This window comes from Anaerovibrio sp. RM50 (genome assembly GCF_000622005.1).
GTDB lineage: Bacteria > Bacillota > Negativicutes > Selenomonadales > Selenomonadaceae > Anaerovibrio.
Genome location: NZ_JHWV01000008.1, coordinates 23,915 through 43,160 on the forward strand (window position 1 = coordinate 23,915; position 19,246 = coordinate 43,160).

Here is a 19,246-nt window from a genome sequence, read left to right on the forward strand (position 1 = left end):
TGCGCTGATGTTTTTGACGGGAGGGCTGTTTATGGAAATTGCTTTGGGTTTCATTGTATTCCTGCTATGCCTTATAATCGGTGTAAGATTCGGTGGGCTAGGTCTGGCAGCCGTCAGTGGAATTGGGTTGGTAATCTATGTATTTGGTTTTGGTTACAAGCCCGGGGTTCCGCCAAATGACGTAATGCTGACTATTTTGGCAGTTGTTACCTGCGCCGCTTTCTTACAAACCTCCGGTGGCTTAACAGTATTGTTGAAGCTGGCCGAAAAAATTTTACGTAAAAATCCCAAAAATGTTACCATTTTAGCGCCTATTACCACATGGTTTTTGACTGTTCTTTGCGGCACCGGCCATGTATGCTACACCATGTTTCCAATTATTTATGATGTAGCTATCAAGCAAAATATCCGCCCTGAGAGGCCTATGGCAGTATCCTCCATTGCAGCCCAGATGGGTATCTGCGGTTCCCCAGTATCTGTGGCCATTGTTTCTATCGTGAGCTTTTTGGCTGTAGCCGGTTATGATATCAGTATTGCCAAGGTGTTGATGGTTTCCATTCCATCCACCTTCTTCGGTGTACTGGCGGCGGCTATCTGGTCCATGCGCCGAGGCAAGGAGCTGGAAGATGATCCTGATTTTCAGGCCTTGATTGCTGACCCTGAACAAAGAAAATATGTCTATGGATCCACTGAGTCCCTTTTAGACAAGGAATTGCCTAGAAGCTACTATGTTGCTGTTGGTATTTTCATTGCGGGTATTATCCTGATTGCCCTTATGGGCAATCTACCGGAATATCTGCCTCAGTTCTCCGCTGGCGTAGGTAAGCCGGCGAAGCCAATTTCCATGACGTTGGTCATTCAGATGGTTATGCTGTGTATTGCCTCACTAATATTGTTCTTCTGCAAGGTAGATGCCAAAAAAGTAGCTGATTCCAACGTTTTCCGTGCTGGAATGGTAGCCCTGGTATCCGTTTATGGTGTTGCGTGGACAGCCAACACCCTCTTTGCACATCACATGGATTTTTTGAAGGGCGTATTGATTTCCGCCGTGGCAGTATATCCATGGGCTTATGCCATCATTGCCTTTTTCACCTCAAAGCTGGTTAACTCTCAGGCGGCAGCCATCGCAATAGTGGCTCCTCTGGCTTTGGAGGCAGGGATAGAACCCGTTATAGTTTTATCCTTTATTTCCGCCTGCTATGGTTATTTCTTCCTGCCAACGTACCCATCAGATTTGGCCTGTATCGGCTTTGACCGCTCTGGCACCACCAAGATTGGCAAGTACATTCTCAACCACAGCTTCATGATACCAGGCCTCATTGGCGTTATCACCGGCTGCTGTGTTGGTTATGTAATCGCTCATGCTATAATTTAAGCCCCATCCCATATAAAAACCACACCTAAGATTATTAAGTGAATTTAATAATTAAGGTAACAAAAGGGCCACCAGCTTTATGGAAATGCATCCATACAAGTCGGTGGCCTTTTTTACTTGTCAACATACTTTTTTGTCAGTAACTTACTTTTATTAGCCAGCATATTACCCGTATTATTCTGCGATTTCCCCGTAGGCAATCTGCTCTTTATCAAATTTTCTGGAAAAAAGTATCCAGATAATCGTTATATAAATAAGGAACTGGCCAATGGTTACAGCGCAATCAAAAAAGCCCGCTCCCCTAAACACGATATCACGAATAAATTTAAACTCCCAAGTTAACGGGAATATCTGGTTAATCCAGTGAACCCAATCTGGCATCATGGTCATAGGCACACCGTATCCGCCGAAAATAAATCCTCCTGGCACAAACAAAATCATTCTGCTGGAAGCCGCCCCAGGATTGGCTGCAGACCAGCCCATAAACACGGAAACCATCCCCAGCATTATTATGTACAGGGCCTGAACGGCAAAATACAGAATTATATTTCCCGAAAAATTAATATCACCCCAAAAGCGGAGCACCACAAGGCCAATAAAATTTGCAATAAGCCAGCAACCACAATAGGGCAATATGCGCTCTATCAAATCATAGGCTGTGCCCAGCTTAAAATGAAGATCAAGCTTCCCCTCCTGCCTTAGCCGTGGCACCATGCCCAGGGTGGCAAAGGCAAAAAACATTGAGGAAAAAAATATCAAAAAGCCCGTTACCTCGCCATTACTGGCAGACTCTGCAGGATTAAAGAGAGAGCGGGAAACCAGCATTGTTCCGCCCCTTATGGTATCACCTGTACCAATACTTGGATTATTTAAATCAGCGATAATCTCATTGAGGGCTTCCCTTACGCCGCTTAAGGCTGAGGAGCTGGTATTATCATAAAATACGCCGATGTCGGCTCGTTCCCCATTATAATGATTTTTCTCAAGACCCTGGGGCAAATACACTACCGCATAGGCCTTATCACGATACATAAGCTCATTTGGCTCTGCAGGAGTATTTACCACTGCTGTGACAGAAATGAGCTGAGAATTATTCAGATAGTCAATAATTTCATGACTGTAGTGGGAATTGTCCAAATCAATAACCGTAATTGGAGTGTCCTTGGCGTAATTCAGTCCCAGCATAACACTGAAAATCACCGTTATAACCAAGGAAACCATTATGGATACCTTTTCATAGGGCATACCATTTCCAGAGAGAAGATGTTTTAATTCGTCCCGAAATGCCTTCATCTCATCTTCACTCCCATCGTCATGCCAGGAAGAATTTCTTCAGTTGGTTCAAGGTAAATACGCATCTGGAAGGATGTTAAATCCGCCTGGCCCTTTTCACGGGTCATACGCAAATCCGCAAAGCCAGGGGCCTGGGTGAGCAGGCGAATAGTACCCTTAACCTTTTTCTTGCCAGCTACGGAGATGGCTTCAATTTCATCCCCTTCCTTATATTTGTCGACCTTTTCCTCGCTTACATAAATATCAAAATAGTAACGGTTGCTTTCCATAAGGAGTACCGGCGTATTTTGGGCAATCATTTCCCCCTCTTTTGCCAATATCTTTATAATCTTGCCATCCTCAGGTGCTCTAAGAGTCAAACGCTCCTTTTTAACCTTTAATTCCTTAAGCTGAACCTCCAAGCCTTTCAGCTGCTGGTTCAATGCCTCCACATCGTTTAACTTGTTGGCTGCTGTCTGACGCTCCAGGGCAATAGTTGGCAAATTAAGAGAATCTGTATCACCATTATCTGAGGTACCTGCCAATAATTTACTTAAAAGCTGTTTTTGCTGAGCCACATTGGCAGCATTCACCTGCAATGCAGTTTGGGCTGCATCCAGATTGGATCTTGAGATAGCACCAACCTCAAAGAGCTGAACCTTGCGCTCATAATCAAGAGATGCATTATTATAGTTGGCCTCTGCCGCATCCACCGCTGCCTTCTGCTGGTCAATCTGACGGAAGCTCTGCTGTTCATTGGTATCCGCCTGGGACATGGCAATATTAACGCCACCACCTGCAGACTTTATCTGAGCCTTCATCTGGGCTATCTGGGCCTCCAGCTTGGAAATAGACAGATCCACATCAGTGCTGTCAAGCACCATCAGCACATCTCCCTTTTTCACCTGGTCGGCCTCCTTGACACACTCTTTCACCATCCTGCCACCTACATTTTCAAAGGAGAGTTTAATTTGTTCGGCTGTTAAAATACCCTCTTTCTTTTCCGTGGCCAATACCAATGCATCATTGCCCGTATACATCAGCAGTAATCCAGCCACCACCATTACCACGGCGAAAATCATGCCAAATTTCTTTGCCCTTAATTTCTTATCCATCTTTACCTCCTATTTTTTTGCAAACAAAAAACCAGCCGATACATTCCCCATAGCGACTACAACTCCCGTCCCTGTAGTCACCTGGCATGTATCAGCCGGCGATATTTCCCATAACTGGGCGACGCACTCAAGTGCAATATTTATTTAAGTCTGGATTATCTTACGACAATTTAAAAAAATAGTCAAGATTTTTTGCAGTTTTATAAAAGAAAAGAGCTGATAACCCAATATAATCAAGGTGTTATCGGCTCTTTGTTTTAATTCAACTGTCGAAAACGTGTATTATATTGATTCATTTTTGCCCTCCAAATATATTAAGTCATTCATCTGTCAAAATCATAGTCTAAAATGATGCTTATTCCTACCTACTCAAAGTAGAGTCAGCGCCAAATCCATAATATAAACATCAGGACTCTGCATCACAATAGCCTTACTATTAAATAATATCAACACCAAATTATCTGAAAATATTTATATCATAATAATAACGGAAAATTAAATTTCCCCTTCATCCATGATTCCCAGCTTCCTTTTCCAATAACGGGAATATATAGCACCAAGAGGATTATGGGAAAGAAGGCGATCCTTTACCACCAGCGCCGTTACAGGCCCCGGGCAGGAGCCATTGAAAATGGCATCGTGCCCCACACAGAGGCCGCAGGATATGAACAGCTCCGTGCCCTTTTCTGCCAATATTTTGGCCTGAAACTTTGGATTGCACATGGCTTCATGTTCAAGCTCCGGCTTTACCTGCTTTAAGTCGAGATTCTTCTTGTTAAAGCTGCAATTTTTGCAGCACACACTATAAAATTCAAAGCCTTCATTTTTAAAGAATTTGGCAATATATCTGGCCTCGGCATTGAGCCCAATACAAAAAGCCATTCCCAGCTTCTTATAGCCCATTGCCCTGGCAAATTCCGCTGTTTCCTGCAGTCTGGTGATGTTGCTGTAGAAGGTGCCCTCCACATAGGCCGCCGCCTTCATTATTTCCCTTTCCTCATCACTGTAGGCGGACAAAATCTCCTGGTCCGTATAGCCGGTGCAGTTCACGCCCTTCGTATAGCAGACATGGGTTGGACAGTTGGCGCAATCAGCTTTCATGTAAATACCCCCGCCTAAATGTATTTTTCGACCAGCTCGATAACTTCCTTTATTAGGCCATCGCAATGGGACTTCTTTTCAATGCCCTTTTCCTTGCTGATTCTGAGAAGTTCACCGCAGTCCAGCACATCGTCATGCTTGGCCTTTATGGCATTATGGTACTCACTGAGAATCTTCACATCATTTACCCCGTGCATCCCCAGCACCATAAGTCCGGCGGTCACAGCACCGCATACAGAGGCCCGCTTCATGCCGCCCCCGAAATTAAATCCCAGATTAAAGGCCTGCTCCTTGGTGAGACCCATTTCCTCCGCAAAGGGAATCAGCACCGACTGGGCACAATTATAATGGAGGGTAGTATCATCCCGAAGGACCTGGGCGGCTTCTGTGTGTTTGCTCATTGGTAACACTCCTTAAAAAAATGTTGCGTAGCCGGGGCCTTGCATCTTAACCCCGTCCACCTCTAACAATTATACCACCCATTTATTCATTTAGGATGAATTTATCATTAACCAGATCAGTTAATTTCTTACTGTAAAAAAAATCCCGTACCAAATTATCGTATTCCTTCCACATTGGCAAGGTCTGGCACTGGCCTTTTCTCGGGCAGTTGATGTCTTTGCCCGTAAGACAGGCTACCGGGGAAATAGTGCCTTCTATAAGCTCCAAAATTTCCCCAACGGTGTATTCATCCGGCTTGCGGCACAGCTTATAGCCGCCGCCCTTGCCGCTGACCCCCACGATCATCTCACCCACAACTAAATCCTTTACAATTATCTCCAAATATTTTTTCGAGATTTCCTGTCTGGCAGATATATCCTTCAAAGGTATATATTGGTCACTATTTCTTTCCGCCAAATCAATCATTACTCGCAATGCATATCGACCACGGGTGGAAATCATTTTAAAACCTCCCAAAATAAAGATACTTTGCTTCTGCCTATTATACTCCAGGGTTAATTGGCAAATCAAGAAATATTTGCCTATTGACTTGTAGGGTAAATAGGTTATATAATTGCCACAGTGAATGAAAGGAGAGATTACAAAATGATTTATGCTGATAATGCTGCAACCACCAAAATGAGCGATGCAGCAATAGATGTAATGCTCACACATATAAAGGAAAATTACGGCAACCCATCCAGCCTGTACGAGTTTGGACAGAAGGCCAAAGAGGTGCTGGAGGAGGCCCGCACTGATGTGGCAAGGGTAATAAACGCCCAGCCGGAGGAAATTCTCTTTACTTCCGGTGGAAGTGAGGCTGATAATCAGGCGATTCTGTCAGCAGCAGAGCTGGGCAGAAAACAGGGTAAGCTCCATATTATTTCTACGGCTTTTGAGCACCATGCAGTTCTTCATACACTGGAGAAGCTGAAAAAACAGGGCTTTGAAATTACCCTGTTGGATGTTCATGAGGATGGGCTGATCCGTCCGTCGGAGGTTGAGGCAGCTATTAATGATAACACCTGTCTGGTAACTGTAATGTATGCCAATAATGAGATTGGTACAATTCAGCCCATAAAAGAAATCGGAGAAATTTGCCACAGAAAAAAAGTATTATTTCATACTGATGCAGTACAGGCTATTGGCCATGTGCCAGTAGATGTGGTGGCAGAAAACATCGATATGCTGTCTGCTTCTTCCCATAAATTTCACGGGCCAAAGGGCGTTGGCTTTCTGTACGCCAGAAAAGGAATAGCTCTTACCAATCTCATTGAAGGCGGAGCCCAGGAACGGGGAAAGCGGGCAGGTACGGAAAATGTTCCGGGTATTGCAGCTATGGCTACTGCTTTAAAAGAAATATGCTCCAAAATGGAAAAGAATACCGCTCATGTAAAGGCTTTGCGGGACAGAATAATTAAGGGCTTGGAGGAAATACCCCACTCCATTTTAAATGGTGATGCCCAAAAGCGTCTGCCAAGCAATATTAACTTCTGCTTTGAGGGCATTGAGGGTGAATCCTTGCTCTTATTGCTTGATGACAAGGGCATTCAGGCCTCATCAGGCAGTGCATGCACCTCCGGGTCCCTTGACCCAAGCCATGTACTGCTGGCCATCGGCCGCGTTCATGATGTGGCTCACGGTTCTTTAAGATTGAGCCTGGGTGAGGATCTCAGTGAAACTGACGCCGATTATATCATTAAGTCCGTAAGGGAAGTTGTGGAATATTTACGAAGCTTTTCCCCGGTTTGGCGTGATTTAAGCAGCGGTAAAATCAAACATTTATTGTAATAATATGCTTCAGAAGGAGATAAGAAAATGGCTTTATATAGTGAAAAAGTGATGGATCATTTCCGCAATCCACGGAATCTTGGTGTGTTGGAGGATGCCAACGCCATTGGGGAAGTGGGCAATGCCAAGTGCGGGGATATCATGAAGATGTATTTAAAAATTGAGGACGATATGGTCAAGGATGTGAAGTTTGAGACCTTTGGCTGCGGCAGTGCTATTGCCTCCAGCTCCATGGCAACGGAAATGATAAAGGGCAAGCCCCTTAGCGAGGTGGAAAAGCTCACCAACAAGGCAGTTACCGAAGCCCTGGACGGGTTGCCAACCCATAAAATTCATTGTTCTGTATTGGCGGAACAGGCTATAAAATCTGCCTTGGAGGACTATCGCAGTAAAAAATAACATAAAAAGAGGGGCTGTCGCATTTGATGATTTTTCACCAAAGCGGCAGCCCTGTTATTATGTCCTTATTTTATTATTTTGAATAAATGTCTATAGCAGCTTAATTCACGGCACAACAAAAACACCGTTTATATGATGACGGTGTATAGGCCGCCAACATTCCCAAGCCATCTGCAATGAGATAGCTTAAGAAAAACAATATTGTCATTAAGGGAAATTTCCTTCATCCACCATGGCAAACCCAGGATGAATATTATTCACAATGAGCAGCATAGGTATTTCTGCGTCCTTCACCTTATCCAGATTGGAAAAAAGTGTTGCGGCTGCACAGGTAACAATAAGCCCGATTATAGTGCCACCCAGGGCACCACCCTTTTCCGCATCACCACTACGAATGACGGAGCCGCCCAAAACAAAGGCCATTGATACGCCATTCATGGCACAAAGAGCAAAATAATTTATTACCGACAACCATACATTTGGCATGGTTGGCTCCATGGAACCAGCCACCATATCCAGATATTCATAGTCATAAGACTTGCCCCAGAAGGTATAAACCGCTAACGACAGTATCATAACCACTATAACAGGCGTAAAAATTCCCAATATTCGCGTAATCTTTTCAAAATCCATAAAGGACACTAAAATTACTGCCAAAGAGCATACCAAGGCCCCCAGCCAGCTGGCAATACCAAACTGCTGATGCAAATTGGCTCCTGCCCCGGCTACCATAACAAAGCCCACAACGAAGCAGGATATTACCAAGGTTATATCAATAATACGATTTATGACAGGGTGAGTTATCTGCTCCAGCACATCCTGGTGGTTGCTTGACTGATAATGGGACCCCAGGGTAACAATAATCCGCCCAAAAATAATATTTAATACTCCCAGCAGTACGACTCCGAATATACCGATTTTACCAAAGCTTAAAAAATATTGCAGCATATCCTGACCGGAGTAAAGTCCTGCACCAACCAAAACACCCACATAAGCCAGAGCAATAGATAATGCCTCTTTACTTATGCGAAAAAAAATTCATGAAACCGCCTCCCAAAACGAAAGTTTACAAAAAATTATATATCATTTTATGCGAAAATGTAAAATGACGTATTTAAGACCTTTTGCAATGCAGGGAATTTGTCTACATGTATAGAAATATCAAAGGGTAATAATTGTGCAAGGAGGATTGCCCATGAAAACTATAAAAACCATTTTGGCTGACCTGTTTGATCTGCATAAGGACCGGGCACCCCTGGATGAAATTACCGAACGTATTTATTCCGGTGGAACTCTTAAGGGCACAAATATGTGTATATTAATTCTGGCCATATTCATTGCCTCCATTGGCCTGAATATGAACAGTACTGCTGTTATCATCGGTGCCATGCTCATTTCACCCCTAATGGGGGTTATTATGTCCATTGGCTATGGTATGGCTACCTATGACGGTGAATATGTTCGCGAGTCAGTCCTGAAGCTAGTTTTTCAGGTCACCCTGTCGGTTATGACCTCGGCAATATATTTCACCCTATCCCCTATTGACACCGCTTCTTCCGAGCTGCTGGCCCGCACCGAGCCCACCATTTGGGATGTGCTTATAGCGGTTTTTGGTGGTCTGGCCGGCATCATTGGCAGCACCCGAATTGAAAAGAGCAATGTTATCCCCGGAGTTGCTATTGCCACTGCCCTTATGCCACCTCTTTGTACAGCAGGCTACGGTATAGCCGCCCATTCCCTGAAATTCTTTTTAGGGGCCCTGTATCTTTTCTTCATAAACAGCTTTTTTATCTGCCTGACAACCTTTATAGTTTTAAAATTAATAAAAATTCCAGCCAAGACCTACGTAACTGACGAGGCCTTCCGCAGACAGCGCTGGCAGCTTACACTTCTTGGTATAATTATTATTTTACCAAGTATGTACATGGCCTACCACAGCATTCGCTCCAACCTGGAGCAGGTACAGGCCCAAACCTATATTGAAAAAAATTTCTCACAAGGAAATCCCCAGGTGGTGGCCTACAATATTGAACCAGACAGTCATCGGCTGAATCTAACCCTTATTGGGCGCATTATAACCTCGGAGGAAGAAACAGAGCTAGAAAAAAATCTTCAAGGATATTCCTACTTTAATGGTTGGAGTTTACATATTGTCCAAAACGATATGTCCGACGCCGTCCGCTCTGAAGATGTGAAGGATCTCATCAATAACCAGTGGAAATCTGCCGGTGGATTATCCATTACTGAGGCCCAGGAAGAAATAAAAAAATACAAGGATTTAAGCATGCGGTACTCCACGGCCCACCAACGCTTTGAAAGCGACCAGAAGCTGCTGGAAAATATCCGAAAAAAGGCCCCGATTCTATTCCCCTACTTTGAAGGTATAGAAGGGGCAGCATTTGCCACCAAGGATAAAGATGGCAAGGTTGCCTACAGGAATTTCATCGCTCTTGTTACCTTGAAAAACGCCATAAACCAGGAAGAACAAGGCCGCCTGCAAAACTGGTTAAATGCTGAATCAGACCTGCCTGTCACCTTAATTATTAAATAACAAAAAGGACTGACTGTTTAATGCTTTGATGCATACAACAGCTCAGTCCTTTTAATATTTACCATCAGTAGCAGTATGTGCATTTTTTGCACCTACTGCCCTCTTAGCGAACTTGTGCAATTTTTGCACAAGTTCCCCTTTCTAATGGTAAGTGTATATTTTAAAAAATACAGTATACCGCCATACTATCGTTTTCACATTCGTTCCTTTAGCCACCGTTTTAGCAGGAATGTTAATGCATAAGGGAAAGTATATATCACATTTTTCCTCTTAGTTTAGGTCTAAAAATCACATTTTTATTGTGTTTTTAGACTTTAAAATCACATTTTCTACATAAAATTAGGCCTCAAAATCACATTTTTATTACATTCTTTTATGGTTCCTGTCAATCCCGGCATATTTACCAATAACTGAAAAAATAATACTGCAATCCAAAGCTATAATCCAATCCATACTTTCACCTTTACAATTACTTGTTGTTAATAAATAAAATAAAAGGATATGCGCCGCAACAATGGCGCATATCCTTCATAGTCAAAATTTGTTCGCATTACCCAAGAACCTTGGATTACTTTTTCCTTTTAACAGAGTATTCTGCCCTCTGTTCATGTACTGCATAAGCCTGTAAGGATTCTGGAGAAGTTATACCCAAATACTGCTTTAAAGCATCCTGCAACAAGTGGGAATAAATAAGCTTTATTCTATTCTTCTACCATTCTTCTAAATATTGTGGTAGAATAGAAGAAAAGTAGAATTATAAACCAGTTGGGAGATGAGAAAATGAAGTTTCAGGAAAGCTCCACCCTAGAGCTAAAGCAAATGATTGTGCCAGATATAAAGAAAGAAGTCATTGCCTTCGCAAATTCCAATGGCGGAACAATATATGCAGGAATTGCTGATGATGGTACAATAGTCGGCCTTGACGATCCTGATCAGGCCCTTTTACAAGTGTCCAGCATGATACATGATTCTATAACCCCAGATGTCACTATGTTTGTGGAGCTGAATATTATAAATCTGGAAGATAAACCTGTTTTAAAAGTTACTGTTCAAAAAGGCACTCATGCGCCATACTGCTTAAAAGGAAAAGGGCTAAGACCTGAAGGCGTATATATACGACAATGTGCAGCCTCCATACCAGCTTCATCCGATGCCATTCGTTCCATGATTGTTGCAAGTGATGGAGAAAGATACGAAAAAAGGCGTTCCCTGCACCAAGAACTCACCTTCCCGGCATTAAAGAAAATATTTAAGCAAAAGAAAATCCCTCTGAATGAGCAACATTTTTTGACCTTGGGATTAAAAACAAGCGATGGCATCTTCACCAATTTGGCGCTGCTTCTATCCGAGGAATGTCCTCATGATATAAAAATAGCTGTCTTTTCAGGCAACACAAAGACTTCTCCTTTCCAAAACAGACGGGAATTCAGAGGCTCTCTAATCAGCCAAATGGTAGCAGCCTATGCTATGTTGGAACAATACAACCAGCTTGGAGCAAGATTTCATGGATTAATGCGGTCTGACCAAAAAGATTACCCTGATGTTGCCCTGCGGGAAGCATTATTAAATACGATTATTCATCGGGAGTATTCTTATAGCGGCAGCACTTTAATTAATATTTTCCAGGACCGCATAGAGTTCGTAACTTTTGGTGGCTTGGTACAGGGGTTAAACCTTGGTGATTTGAAGATGGGGGTATCTCAATGCCGCAATGAAAAATTGGCTGCTCTTTTCTACCGCCTGGAATTAATCGAAGCCTACGGCACTGGCATACCTAAAATATACGAGAGCTACCAATCTTCAGGGCTGACCCCTACTATAGAAGCCAGCGATCATGCCTTTAGAATTACCTTGCCAAACAGAAATGTGCAGCACTCCATGGCTGTACATGAACGGGCCGACAAATATCAGACACTGCCTGAAGCCATAGCAGGCAAGAAAACATTTACCCGTTTAGATGTTGAATCAGCTTTGGGAGTTTCCCGCAGTCAGGCCAATAATATTCTAAAAAAATATGTTGATGCCGGCCGTGTCATCCCCCATAAAGGAGGCAAAAATCGTTATTATACTATGCAACAATTAGCGGTAGCGGATAATGACAATAATATTCGCGGACCGTTTAATACCATTCAGGCATTAATGGATGATCTTAATGCTGACGATTGAGTATTCTTCCATTTTCAAAAACGCTATTAACAAATAAAAAGGCCAGAACCACTCTAGAAATGTGATATGTACCCTCTTTCCTGGACACCCAGGAAGGAGGGTACATATCAAATGGTCCTGGCCTTCTTTATAGCAGGCGATTTTTGCGTTTTTACCTTAATTATATTTTACCAAAACTTTTCATAATGAATTTATAGACACCCGTATTTTCTATCGTAAAGGAGCGCAGCCAAGAGAACCACTGCGCATGAACCCGCATTGTGAACTAAAGCGCCTGTGGTCGGGGTAAGCAAACCATAAACGGAAAGAACAATGGCTACAAAATTTATCAACATCGAAAGAGCAATGGCCGTCTTTATCGTCTTTATTGTTGTATTGCCCAGCCATTTCAGATAGGGCAATTTGGAAATATTATCGTCCATAAGGGCAATGTCAGCAGCTTCAACCGCAATATCACTGCCCATTGCCCCCATCGCCACGCCGACATCAGCCATCTTAAGTGCTGGTGCATCGTTGACGCCATCGCCAATCATACAGACATTACCAGCCTGTTTCAAGGAAATGATATTGTCTACCTTTTCTTCGGGGAGCAGGTCGGCGCGGATTTCACTTATGCCTACTTCACGGCCAAGATACTGCGCGGCTTTGCGATTATCGCCCGTCAGCAGCACCGTCCTGGCAGCGAGATTACGCAGGCGTTCTAATACATGAGCGGATTCGGGGCGAATGATATCCGCCAGGGCAATTATCCCCAATATCTGAGTATTCGTAGCGATGATTACGGAGGCTTTCCCTTCCGCACGCAGCTTGTCCAATACCGCATGGGTTTGGCTGTCGATGGGAAGACCGTTCTCAGCAATGTATTTCTCGTTACCAAAACAATAATCCTTTTCCCCTATGCGGGCAGATATCCCCTTACCGGCTGTCATGGTAAAGCGTTCCATTTCGGACAAGGACAGGTTGTCCTTTTGCGCCTGGGCAAGAATTGCCTTGCCGATGGGATGTTCGCTGCGGCTTTCTGCGGTGGCGGTGATGGATAGCAGGTTCATTTCCTGAATATCCGACAGGGGGATAACATCACTGACAGCAAGTTTGCCATAGGTAAGTGTGCCCGTTTTGTCAAAGGCAATCGTGTTTACCTTGCCCATTTTTTCCAGTGCTTCACCGGATTTGATGATTACTCCATGTTTGGCAGCCTGACCAATCGCCGCCATGATTGCCGTTGGCGTAGCCAGGACTAAGGCGCAGGGGCAAAATACGACCAACACCGTGACGGCACGCACGATATTTCCCGTAAATATATAGGTCACAATGGCGATAAGCATAGCAACAGGCACAAGCCAGCTGGCCCATTTGTCAGCGATTCGCTGGGTTGGCGCCTGTTTCTTCTCTGCATCGGCGACCATGCGAATCAGTTTTTGCAGGGAGCTGTCTGCGCCGACTTTAGCAGCTCGGATATCAATGGAACCAAAGCAATTTATGGTTCCGCTATAGACCATATCCCCATTTACCTTGTCCACCGGCAGGCTTTCGCCCGTCATCACCGATTGGTCAACAGAGGTTTCTCCGCTGATGATTTGGCCATCTACAGGGATAGTTTCACCGGGCAGTACACGCAGGCAGTCACCTTTCTGTATTTCCTCTACGGGAATTATGACCGCCTGATTATCACGGACAAGCCACGCATTATCCGGTGTAAGGGAAAGCAGCTTTTTTAAGCCCTTTTTGGCTCTTTGGGTGGTCATATCTTCCAGCAGGGCACCAATGGCCATGATAAAGGCGACTTCCCCAGCGGCGAACAAGTCGCCAATGCATATTGCTGCAAGCATGGCCATAGAGATTAACAGCGCTGAGGATATTTTGCTGATTCCTTTATTATGAATGATTCTCCAGATTGCTAAATACAACAAAGGAAGGCCGCAAAGCACGACGGTAATCCATGCCATCTGCGCACTATCCGCAAAACCGAATCGCGGCAATACAAAAGAGGCCAGCAGGAATATCCCCCCCACCAGTGTCATCTTCCACCCCGCGAGAAAATCGCAAATATTCTTAATCATAACGGAACCTCCCATTGACACGTTCTCAGGTAACATGTACAATTTACACAATAATGAACATGTTGTTCAGTTATGATTATAATGTTGCTTATTTTTGAAAACAATAAGCAGATTCACGCAAAAGTTCGTTATTGAACATTTTGGTAAAATTGTTCGGGAGGCAGCGTATGGACCGTAGACAAAAAAAGACACGAGCCGCAGTTTTTCATGCTTTTACAAGCCTATTGGAAAAAAAGTCATATTCCAATATATCCGTACAGGAAATCATTGATGCGGCCAATATTGGGCGCAGTACCTTCTATTCCCATTTTGAAACGAAGGACGAACTGTTAAAGGCCTTATGTACGGAAATTTTTGAGCACGTGTTTTCAGACGAGCTAACCCAGGAAAAAACACATGATTTCTCAACAGAGAAAAAGGATATCAAAGCAGAGATTACGCATATTCTGTATCATATAAAAGACAGCAGCAGCTATATCCGTGGCATCTTAGCCTGTGAAAGCGGTGAGATGTTCATGCGCTATTTTAAGGCATATCTGGAAAAGGTATTTGCCAATGAGCTGAATAAGCATAAACAGGATGTGCCACAGGAGTATATGCTGAATCATATGGTCTGCGATTTTGCAGAAACCGTCAGATGGTGGATGGGACATGACCATTATTCGCCAGAGGAAATCAGCCGTTTCTTCTTTAGCACGACACCATTTGCCTGATAATGTGCAGTAGCTTCTCTTTGTAACCGGTTTTTATCTATACCTTATGACTTGTTTGCGTTCAATATGCCACTCTTTAATATCCTGCGCCGCTTCTCCCGGTGCCCCGCCATAAACACTGTTCCAGTATTGACTGGCAGCAATGGGCATACCCGAGATGGTGAAGAACTTATTGAGTTCATCAAAGGTTGCCGACAAACCGCCACGACGGGCCACAACTACACTTGCTCCCACCTTCATCGTCTTGTCAAAACCGGTACTGAAAAACAAGCGCGTCAAGTAAGCGACCAAGGTAGCATTTGCTGAATCATACAACACCCTAGGTACTTATTATTAATAATTACTGACAACAGTTTAGGTATTTCCAAGTCCTCCCTGTCTGGCAAACTGAATAATCAAATGCGCGGTTGACTGGACAATATCCTTTAAATTAGCCAATTCTTCCTCGTCAAAGCCCTCTATTTTTTCCCACTTATAGGCTGGCAAATAACAATAGGCAGACTTAAACCCGAGGTGGATTGGTTTTTCCATATATACTTTTACATATTCTTTGCCCTGTTCATCAAAAAGAGCATCGGAATGGACAATCTGAGTGCCATCATTTAATTCCATAAACTGATGCATCATAAGAATCTTCCTTTCACAAACATATCTCAAGCATTCTTCAATTCATTTTCAAAATCCTCATCGTCATCAAAAGAGAATATAGATACTTTAAACTCTGCAAGGAAATGGATAAATTCTTCCTTTGACATTTCAGCTAAAGCAGCACAATCTCCCAACGACATCTGTTTCTTCTTATACAAATCAACAGCATAGAGCTGCTTCATGTATAATACAACTTCATCCTGGGTTTTATGGATATTCAATAATATCTCATCAGGTATTTCTATAGACAATGTACACATAAGCATTACTTTTTCCTTTTAACAGAGTATTCTGCCCTCTGCTCATGCACTGCGTAAGCCTGTAAGGATTCTGGGGAAGTTATACCCAAATATTGCTTTAGAGCATCCTGCAACAAGTGTGAATAATTGACCTTTTCTTTCTTGGCCAAAATATCAAGCCAACGGGGAATAGTAACAGTTTTATTGGTGGCCTTATTTAGCATTTTTTCCCGAAACGGTGGCATCCAGGCCTCAATCATGGCAATAACCTGTCCCTTTTCGAATTCAATATCCATCACATCTGTTGGCTCGGGTATTTCTTCTTCATCCTCTTCCATACAGTAAATATGCAGCTGTAAAGCCTCTCGGGCGTTTGTAAACGCCTCATTTATATCAGATGCGCATGGGCAACATCCAGGCAAATCCGGAAATTCTATTACAACGCCATCATTATCCACGGTAATAATAGCTGGAAAAGAATATATATCTTTCATAATATGCACATCTCCTTTATCTAGGTAGTGTTATGCCCGCTTGCCGTGCAATTGTTAGAACTGTTTTCATGGGCATATCCTTTTTAGGATGCGTTATTGTGACCCGTCCCTTTTTATCAGGATGTTTGAAATGATGATGATCGCCTACACAATTTACTTCATACCATCCATCCGCTTTAAGCAGCTTTATTAGTTCCCGTGAAGAATAGCTCCGCACTTTAACACCCCTACTTAAAAAACTAACACATATTATTACACGTGTCAATCGTTTATAATTACCATACAAAAACCAGTTAGCAAAAACTAACTGGTTAAAATTTAACAATGCACCATCACATAAGCTCCAATATATCCTTTTCGCTCCAGAACTCATTGGAAAAAATAGAAATGTCTTCCTTGTGCTTTCTTATTATTCTAAATGGTTCAATGGTATTATCATAAACATGCATAATGTCACACAGTTTCAATAATTCCTTAATATTCGCCAATGATTTTTTGTACCTTTGGATAATCTTATCTTTGGCAACATCATGTCCCCCCTGCGACACACGCATCTTTACTCTTGTAATATTGACATACGGATTAACGGTCAAAACAAAAATACATTTTATAAAATAACCTTCAGCTTTTGCTTTTCTCAATATGTCCAGCTTGTACTCAGATGATAGAACCGTTTCAAAAGTAAAATCCTTCTTGTTGGCAATAGCCGCATAACGCTTTTCATCAACCAGACGAGCAGCCTCTTGATTATCGATTCCTGTAGAAGCAACTATATCATCTGCATTTGTATATTCACCTATTTTTTCAAAGTACTGGGTAAAGGTACTCTTCCCCGATCCATTCGGCCCTGCTATGACCAAAACCATAGGCTTCTTAATTTGCATACTCTCTGCTCCCGTCAGGATATTCAAGATAAGCTCTCTTTGTCTCAACATCAAATTTTGCGATAGGCTTGTTGCAGACCTTCGCTTTCTCTATAGCTGAACGGACAGCCGCAATCGCCCGTCTGTCCATTTCCGCATCCTGATCGCTAATTATATCTTTGTAAGCGATTGAATCATTTTCGGAGACGACTTTAATTTTCATATCTCCAATTTGCTTAATATCCACACTCATTTGTATCATACCCCAAAATACTTAACAAAAGGAAAAAGCCAGTTGGCACTACGCCAACTGGCTTTTAGTGCCACTGCGGACACATATATAGCAGGCAAAAATCTCATTTTCGCCTTAATTGATGGTGGAGATGAGGAGAATCGAACTCCTGTCCGAAAGCGTTGTCATATAGACTTCTCCGAGCGCAGTCAATGTTTAAATTTAAGAGATGGGCAGACACAGACAACCGCCGTCCCTCCGATCCTGGAGAAATTTCCCCTCAGGCCTCCAGGAGTCAGCCCTTTGGGTATCCCGCTATTGGCCTCTTATCCGCTCACGCGGGAGATAAGCAGACAGAGGTTAGCATTAAGCTGCTAAAGCGTAGTTTTCGTTTGCTTTTATATTTAAAGCGTTTTCACCTTACTAACGGGGCTAGGTGACCCCCCGGCTCGCTATCCATACTCCAGCCACCCCCGTCGAAACCTTTACATCCCCCTGTAAAGGGAAATCCCGGTTCTTAGAGATTTCTGATATATGAATTGGTGTTCTATATTATACCAAGAATACCGGAAAAGTCAACATCATTCCAGCAATTTAAATACATTTTTCAACCAGCCTATTTTTTCCTCTTGCATAATAGAATTATTTTCCGAAAAAGCTTCCAGCTCCAAAATAATCTAAAACAAGCTTGACTTAAGCCCTAGCTAATAGCTTATAATTGAAAGTGAGAGAGTGTTTTTGCGAAAAGGAAGTGGTGCGTATGGCTTTAAAATTTAAAAAATGGATTAATAAATTAATATCCGTATCCTTGGCGGCTACATTGTTTGTGTTAGCTGGGGTGCTGGGGGGATGCTTCTCCGACCAGCCTTTGAATAAAAACAAGAAAACTGTGAATATTGCCATTCAGCCATCTGCGGCCTTTATTCCCCTCTTTGTAGCCAAGGAAAAAGGCTGGATAGAAAGTGATCTGAAATCCAAAGGCGTGACCGTAAACTGGAACAACTTTGAATCCGGTCCTCCTATGAACAAATCCCTGTCCAACGGCAGCTCTGACATAGGTGTTATTGGTGATGTGCCAATAGTATCCGGCATTGCTGCTGGACAGAAGAATGAGCTGGTGGCCATTACCTGCGAGGGTGCTGCCTCCTATGCGGTTTTGGTGGGCAAAAAGAACAGTCTTACCAATGCTGCTGATTTCAAGGGCAGAACCATTGCCACTGTAGTTGGCTCCACTGCCCATAATCTTACCCAGAAATTCCTGCAGACCGGTGGTTTATCCATTAACGATATTAAGCTGGTGAGCATTGCCACGGGAGATGCGGAAAGCATTTTGATCAATGGTAATGCTGATGCAGTGGCTATTTGGGAGCCAAATGTAACCCGCCTGGAGGAAAATGGCAGCGGCCATATTATCAGCGACGGCACCAAGGTTGGTTTGCTGGGAGTAAACGGCATGGTGGCCAGAACTGAATTTGCCCAGGCCAATCCTGAGGTTGTATCCACAGTTATCAAGAACTACGCACGGGGCGTAAAGGAACTGGACAATCTTGATGACGATACCCTCAATAAGATCGCCCATTATTTGTCCCTGACCCCTGAGCAGGTCAAGAAGGTTATTAAGAAGTTTAACTACACCGTTTTAATTGATGACAAGGATATTGCCGGATTAAACGACACCATTAAATTCCTTGTAAGCATCGGAAAATTAAAGGACGAATATGATATTGCCAAGTATGTAAACCGTGATTATCTGAAGGCTGCCAATGTGGAGCAGTATCTAAAGTAA

At 43.2% G+C, this 19,246-nt stretch carries 21 protein-coding genes and 1 other RNA gene; 7 read left to right on the forward strand and 15 right to left on the reverse strand.

What is annotated here, in order from left to right:
- Nucleotides 1-31: 31 nt before the first annotated feature.
- The gene (locus T525_RS0106135) at nt 32-1,375 is read left to right on the forward strand and encodes an anaerobic C4-dicarboxylate transporter (RefSeq protein ID WP_027406483.1); all 1,344 of its coding nucleotides are present in this window, start codon (nt 32-34) and stop codon (nt 1,373-1,375) included.
- A gap of 174 nt (nt 1,376-1,549) precedes the next feature.
- On the opposite strand, the gene T525_RS0106140 is transcribed toward T525_RS0106135, so the two are convergent.
- From T525_RS0106140 to T525_RS0106160, 5 genes are all read right to left on the reverse strand, one after another.
- The gene (locus T525_RS0106140) at nt 1,550-2,668 is read right to left on the reverse strand and encodes an ABC transporter permease (protein WP_027406484.1); all 1,119 of its coding nucleotides are present in this window, start codon (nt 2,666-2,668) and stop codon (nt 1,550-1,552) included.
- The gene (locus T525_RS0106145) at nt 2,665-3,762 is read right to left on the reverse strand and encodes an HlyD family secretion protein (RefSeq protein WP_027406485.1); all 1,098 of its coding nucleotides are present in this window, start codon (nt 3,760-3,762) and stop codon (nt 2,665-2,667) included. Before T525_RS0106145 ends, T525_RS0106140 begins: the two co-directional genes overlap by 4 nt.
- A 495-nt stretch (nt 3,763-4,257) precedes the next feature.
- On the reverse strand, nt 4,258-4,863 hold the full coding sequence (locus tag T525_RS0106150; RefSeq protein WP_027406486.1) for a DUF1847 domain-containing protein: 606 nt from the start codon (nt 4,861-4,863) through the stop codon (nt 4,258-4,260).
- Nucleotides 4,864-4,877: 14 nt separating this feature from the next.
- Nucleotides 4,878-5,264: a C-GCAxxG-C-C family protein gene (locus T525_RS0106155; protein ID WP_027406487.1), complete on the reverse strand. Its 387-nt coding sequence runs from the start codon at nt 5,262-5,264 to the stop codon at nt 4,878-4,880.
- 82 nt (nt 5,265-5,346) lie between these two features.
- Nucleotides 5,347-5,766, reverse strand: a complete 420-nt coding sequence (locus T525_RS0106160) for an Rrf2 family transcriptional regulator (RefSeq protein WP_027406488.1) — start codon at nt 5,764-5,766, stop codon at nt 5,347-5,349.
- Between the two features lie 144 nt (nt 5,767-5,910).
- Between T525_RS0106160 and nifS the strand changes: the two genes are divergently transcribed.
- Both nifS and nifU read left to right on the forward strand, forming a co-directional pair.
- Nucleotides 5,911-7,095, forward strand: coding sequence for a cysteine desulfurase NifS (gene nifS, locus T525_RS0106165; RefSeq protein ID WP_027406489.1), 1,185 nt, complete (start codon nt 5,911-5,913; stop codon nt 7,093-7,095).
- A 27-nt stretch (nt 7,096-7,122) separates the two neighbouring features.
- Nucleotides 7,123-7,494, forward strand: coding sequence for a Fe-S cluster assembly scaffold protein NifU (gene nifU, locus T525_RS14455; RefSeq protein WP_037325320.1), 372 nt, complete (start codon nt 7,123-7,125; stop codon nt 7,492-7,494).
- Between the two features lie 207 nt (nt 7,495-7,701).
- Here nifU and T525_RS14460 read toward each other — a convergent pair whose 3' ends face one another.
- Nucleotides 7,702-8,475 (reverse strand): hypothetical protein, encoded by a 774-nt coding sequence (locus T525_RS14460; RefSeq protein ID WP_198022637.1) that lies wholly within the window; start codon nt 8,473-8,475, stop codon nt 7,702-7,704.
- A gap of 214 nt (nt 8,476-8,689) precedes the next feature.
- Here T525_RS14460 and T525_RS14465 point away from each other — a divergent pair, with 214 nt between their 5' ends.
- Nucleotides 8,690-10,045 (forward strand): DUF389 domain-containing protein, encoded by a 1,356-nt coding sequence (locus tag T525_RS14465; RefSeq protein ID WP_037325322.1) that lies wholly within the window; start codon nt 8,690-8,692, stop codon nt 10,043-10,045.
- Between the two features lie 780 nt (nt 10,046-10,825).
- Complete coding sequence (locus T525_RS14470; RefSeq protein WP_072031632.1) at nt 10,826-12,211, forward strand: RNA-binding domain-containing protein; 1,386 nt, start codon at nt 10,826-10,828, stop codon at nt 12,209-12,211.
- Between the two features lie 191 nt (nt 12,212-12,402).
- Here T525_RS14470 and T525_RS0106190 read toward each other — a convergent pair whose 3' ends face one another.
- Complete coding sequence (locus T525_RS0106190) at nt 12,403-14,271, reverse strand: cation-translocating P-type ATPase (protein WP_027406490.1); 1,869 nt, start codon at nt 14,269-14,271, stop codon at nt 12,403-12,405.
- 167 nt (nt 14,272-14,438) lie between these two features.
- Between T525_RS0106190 and T525_RS0106195 the strand changes: the two genes are divergently transcribed.
- Nucleotides 14,439-14,984 carry a TetR/AcrR family transcriptional regulator gene (locus tag T525_RS0106195; RefSeq protein ID WP_027406491.1) on the forward strand — a complete coding sequence of 182 codons (546 nt, stop codon included), beginning with the start codon at nt 14,439-14,441 and terminating at the stop codon, nt 14,982-14,984.
- Between the two features lie 33 nt (nt 14,985-15,017).
- Here T525_RS0106195 and T525_RS0106200 read toward each other — a convergent pair whose 3' ends face one another.
- The 8 genes from T525_RS0106200 to ssrA form a co-directional block, all read right to left on the reverse strand.
- A complete protein-coding gene (locus tag T525_RS0106200) occupies nt 15,018-15,263 on the reverse strand; it encodes a hypothetical protein (protein WP_198022641.1) in 246 nt (81 codons plus the stop codon).
- A gap of 75 nt (nt 15,264-15,338) precedes the next feature.
- Entirely contained in the window at nt 15,339-15,611 is a 273-nt protein-coding gene (locus T525_RS0106205; RefSeq protein ID WP_027406493.1) for a hypothetical protein, read from the reverse strand.
- Between the two features lie 26 nt (nt 15,612-15,637).
- Nucleotides 15,638-15,892, reverse strand: coding sequence for a UPF0175 family protein (locus T525_RS0106210; protein WP_027406494.1), 255 nt, complete (start codon nt 15,890-15,892; stop codon nt 15,638-15,640).
- 5 nt (nt 15,893-15,897) lie between these two features.
- Nucleotides 15,898-16,365 (reverse strand): type II toxin-antitoxin system HicB family antitoxin, encoded by a 468-nt coding sequence (locus T525_RS14475; RefSeq protein WP_051533454.1) that lies wholly within the window; start codon nt 16,363-16,365, stop codon nt 15,898-15,900.
- A 16-nt stretch (nt 16,366-16,381) separates the two neighbouring features.
- Complete coding sequence (locus T525_RS16610) at nt 16,382-16,738, reverse strand: type II toxin-antitoxin system HicA family toxin (protein ID WP_232219191.1); 357 nt, start codon at nt 16,736-16,738, stop codon at nt 16,382-16,384.
- Nucleotides 16,698-17,249, reverse strand: a complete 552-nt coding sequence (locus T525_RS0106220; protein WP_027406495.1) for a zeta toxin family protein — start codon at nt 17,247-17,249, stop codon at nt 16,698-16,700. The genes T525_RS16610 and T525_RS0106220 overlap by 41 nt, the downstream gene beginning before the upstream one ends.
- The gene (locus tag T525_RS14480; RefSeq protein WP_037325324.1) at nt 17,239-17,481 is read right to left on the reverse strand and encodes a hypothetical protein; all 243 of its coding nucleotides are present in this window, start codon (nt 17,479-17,481) and stop codon (nt 17,239-17,241) included. The genes T525_RS0106220 and T525_RS14480 overlap by 11 nt, the downstream gene beginning before the upstream one ends.
- Nucleotides 17,482-17,603: 122 nt before the next feature.
- Nucleotides 17,604-17,955: a transfer-messenger RNA gene (gene ssrA / locus T525_RS15875) on the reverse strand.
- A 265-nt stretch (nt 17,956-18,220) separates the two neighbouring features.
- Here ssrA and T525_RS0106230 point away from each other — a divergent pair.
- The gene (locus tag T525_RS0106230; RefSeq protein WP_027406497.1) at nt 18,221-19,246 is read left to right on the forward strand and encodes an aliphatic sulfonate ABC transporter substrate-binding protein; all 1,026 of its coding nucleotides are present in this window, start codon (nt 18,221-18,223) and stop codon (nt 19,244-19,246) included.

Bases quoted from the DNA above. Each gene is read 5' to 3' on its own strand.
- T525_RS0106230 (WP_027406497.1), top strand. From the start codon at position 18,221: ATGGCTTTAAAATTTAAAAAATGGATTAATAAATTAATATCCGTATCC.
- T525_RS0106195 (WP_027406491.1), top strand. From the start codon at position 14,439: ATGGACCGTAGACAAAAAAAGACACGAGCCGCAGTTTTTCATGCTTTT.
- T525_RS0106155 (WP_027406487.1), bottom strand. From the start codon at position 5,264: ATGAGCAAACACACAGAAGCCGCCCAGGTCCTTCGGGATGATACTACC.
- T525_RS16610 (WP_232219191.1), bottom strand. From the start codon at position 16,738: ATGAGTTCTGGAGCGAAAAGGATATATTGGAGCTTATGTGATGGTGCA.
- T525_RS0106160 (WP_027406488.1), bottom strand. From the start codon at position 5,766: ATGATTTCCACCCGTGGTCGATATGCATTGCGAGTAATGATTGATTTG.
- nifU (WP_037325320.1), top strand. From the start codon at position 7,123: ATGGCTTTATATAGTGAAAAAGTGATGGATCATTTCCGCAATCCACGG.
- T525_RS0106135 (WP_027406483.1), top strand. From the start codon at position 32: ATGGAAATTGCTTTGGGTTTCATTGTATTCCTGCTATGCCTTATAATC.
- T525_RS0106210 (WP_027406494.1), bottom strand. From the start codon at position 15,892: ATGTGTACATTGTCTATAGAAATACCTGATGAGATATTATTGAATATC.
- T525_RS0106190 (WP_027406490.1), bottom strand. From the start codon at position 14,271: ATGATTAAGAATATTTGCGATTTTCTCGCGGGGTGGAAGATGACACTG.
- T525_RS0106145 (WP_027406485.1), bottom strand. From the start codon at position 3,762: ATGGATAAGAAATTAAGGGCAAAGAAATTTGGCATGATTTTCGCCGTG.
- T525_RS0106140 (WP_027406484.1), bottom strand. From the start codon at position 2,668: ATGAAGGCATTTCGGGACGAATTAAAACATCTTCTCTCTGGAAATGGT.
- T525_RS14470 (WP_072031632.1), top strand. From the start codon at position 10,826: ATGAAGTTTCAGGAAAGCTCCACCCTAGAGCTAAAGCAAATGATTGTG.
- nifS (WP_027406489.1), top strand. From the start codon at position 5,911: ATGATTTATGCTGATAATGCTGCAACCACCAAAATGAGCGATGCAGCA.
- T525_RS0106205 (WP_027406493.1), bottom strand. From the start codon at position 15,611: ATGATGCATCAGTTTATGGAATTAAATGATGGCACTCAGATTGTCCAT.
- T525_RS0106220 (WP_027406495.1), bottom strand. From the start codon at position 17,249: ATGCAAATTAAGAAGCCTATGGTTTTGGTCATAGCAGGGCCGAATGGA.
- T525_RS14480 (WP_037325324.1), bottom strand. From the start codon at position 17,481: ATGAGTGTGGATATTAAGCAAATTGGAGATATGAAAATTAAAGTCGTC.
- T525_RS14475 (WP_051533454.1), bottom strand. From the start codon at position 16,365: ATGAAAGATATATATTCTTTTCCAGCTATTATTACCGTGGATAATGAT.
- T525_RS14465 (WP_037325322.1), top strand. From the start codon at position 8,690: ATGAAAACTATAAAAACCATTTTGGCTGACCTGTTTGATCTGCATAAG.
- T525_RS0106150 (WP_027406486.1), bottom strand. From the start codon at position 4,863: ATGAAAGCTGATTGCGCCAACTGTCCAACCCATGTCTGCTATACGAAG.